This is a genomic window from Acetobacter sicerae (genome assembly GCF_011516765.1).
Lineage (GTDB): Bacteria > Pseudomonadota > Alphaproteobacteria > Acetobacterales > Acetobacteraceae > Acetobacter > Acetobacter sicerae.
In genome coordinates this window covers 1-1,309 of the sequence record NZ_JAAABN010000067.1, presented here as the reverse complement: position 1 = coordinate 1,309, position 1,309 = coordinate 1, and the positions used below count along the sequence as shown (strand labels likewise).

Annotated in this window: 1 protein-coding gene; it reads right to left on the bottom strand. The window is 58.9% G+C overall.

The features are described 5' to 3' along the window. Nucleotides 1-150: 150 nt before the first annotated feature. Complete coding sequence (locus tag GVI59_RS18585) at nt 151-1,230, bottom strand: IS5/IS1182 family transposase (RefSeq protein ID WP_045542011.1); 1,080 nt, start codon at nt 1,228-1,230, stop codon at nt 151-153. Nucleotides 1,231-1,309 lie beyond the last annotated feature (79 nt).

Here is a 1,309-nt window from a genome sequence, read left to right as displayed (position 1 = left end):
AGCTGGAGACCCGCAAAAACCGGGTAATTTCTGGCGAAGCGGGCTGGCTTTATGACGTCGAGGTTGCGGGGCGCACCAAGGGTATCATTCGGACCGATTTCCACGATGCCCGGCGTTGATTTCGCCGGTTTTGCCGACTTGCTGACAGAGTCAGCCTGCGGTTTTTAGACGCTCGTGGAAGATCAGCCGATTGAAGTTGTAGGCCAGGTTGCAAAGGGTCAGTTTCGCCTCAGCGCGGGCGAGGCCGATGGTGCGGATGAACAGTGTGAACCGGTTTTTCTGATGCGCGAAGACATGCTCAACATGCGCACGGATCGAGGATTTGGCGGCATTGGCCCTCGCGGTTGCCTTTGACATCGGCTTGCCCATGGGTTTGCGCCGATGAATACGGGACGTGAGCATCTGGTCCGACAGCCACTTCTCGTTGCGCCTGGATCGATAGGCACTGTCTGCCCAGACCTCGGAACTGGTATTGTTCGTGCTGACGACCTGCCGGAGAAGACGCCCGTCCGCCGCTGACGCCGAAGTCACCGCCATGCCTCGGATGAAGCCGAAGCGTCGGTCGATGCTGATGTGGGATTTGTAGCCGAAAACCGGCAGGGCGATCATGGGGAGCGGCGTCCCATCAGCCCGATACCGGACTTTTCCGCCGACCTTGAGTGTCCAGCGAGCGTCGGTATCCTTCTGTGCTGCCTTGTTCGGCTCGTCCGGCCAAATGTCTCTGGCGCTCTTCCCCGACTTGATCGCTTCGCGTTCGCCCTCGGTGTTCCGCTGTCTTGGCGCAGGCACCAGCGAGGCGTCCACGATCTGCCCGGACATTGGAATGTAGCCCTTCTTCTGGAGGTGCCAGTCAAAGGCCTTCATCACCCGCCTGAGCGTTCCCGTCTCGGTCAGGCGATTGCGAAAATGCCGGATCGTGTTCTCGTCCGGCGTTCGATCCCCGAGCGACAGTCCCAGAAATCGCAGCCAACTCAGCCGATCGCGGATCATGAACTCCATCCGGGCGTCTGACAGATTATGCTGCGCCTGCAGGATCAGGGCCTTGAACATCATCACCGGATCGAATGGTGGCCGGCCGCCTTTGCTCCCATCGCCATAGCCAAGCCCTTCGACCAGCCACGCACGGAAATACTCGAAATCCACCGTCTCCTGCAAAACCTCAAGCGGATCGCCATCCTTGCTCAATGCATCAAGGTGATCGCTCAAACTGAACAGGGACTTGGGATCCATAGTAGGCCTCCGTGATCGCGTAACTTCAATGAATCACCATAGCCGTCCAAACGCTACCGGTTTTTGCGGGTCTCCAGCT